The organism is Streptacidiphilus sp. ASG 303 (assembly GCF_020991365.1).
Lineage (GTDB): Bacteria > Actinomycetota > Actinomycetes > Streptomycetales > Streptomycetaceae > Peterkaempfera.
Genome location: NZ_JAJLRA010000087.1, coordinates 1 through 856 on the forward strand (window position 1 = coordinate 1; position 856 = coordinate 856).

At 75.2% G+C, this 856-nt stretch carries 1 protein-coding gene; it reads right to left on the bottom strand.

The features are described from left to right. Window positions 1-6 precede the first annotated feature (6 nt). Complete coding sequence (locus LO771_RS30015; protein WP_230748322.1) at window positions 7-855, bottom strand: alpha/beta fold hydrolase; 849 nt, start codon at window positions 853-855, stop codon at window positions 7-9. Window position 856 lies beyond the last annotated feature (1 nt).

Consider the following 856-nt stretch of genomic DNA (forward strand, 5'->3'; position numbering starts at 1 on the left):
GGGGGGTCAGCGGGTGGTGGCGTGGGCGGCCTGCTCGATGAGGCGGGTGACGGCGCCGGGGTGGGAGACGGTCACGGAGTGGGAGGCGTTGACCGCGACGGTGTGGGCGTGGGCGCGGTGGGCCATGAAGCGCTGGGCGGCGGCGGGGATGTTCTTGTCCTGGAGGGTGACCAGGTCCCAGGAGGGGATGGTGGTCCACGCGGTCTCGGTGGCCTTGTCCGCGAGGGCGGTGGCGGCGATGGGGCGCTGGGTGGCGGCCATGGCGGCGGCGGTGGCGGCGGGGACGTCGGCGGCGAACTGGGCGCGGAACTTGTCCTGCTTGATGTAGAGGTCGGTGGTGGTGGTGGTGCCGTCGGGGGCGGGGACGGTGACCTGGGTGAGGGTGGGGCCCAGGGTGCTGCCGGGGAACTTGCCGGAGAGCTCGGCGGCGCTCTCGCCCTTGGCGGGGGCGAAGGCGGCGATGTAGACGAGGGCCTTGACGTGGCTGTTGTGGGCGGCGGCCTCGCTGATGACCGAGCCGCCGTAGGAGTGGCCGGCGAGCACGATCGGGCCCTTGACGGTCTTGAGGAGGGCGGCGAGGTAGGCGGCGTCGGTGTGGACGCCGCGCAGCGGGTTGGCGGGGGCGATGACCGGGTAGCCGTCGCGCTGCAGCCGCTGGATGACGCCGTTCCAGCTGGCGGACTCCGCGAAGGCGCCGTGGACCAGGACCACGGTGGGCTTGGCCGGGGCGTGGTGGGCGGCGGGGCGGGCCGGGGCGGCGGAGGCGGTGGTGGCCGCGGTGGTGGCCGCGACGGCGGCGGCGCCCAGGGCGGCGGCGGTCAGGACGGCGCGGCGGTGCTTGACGGCGTTGATCATC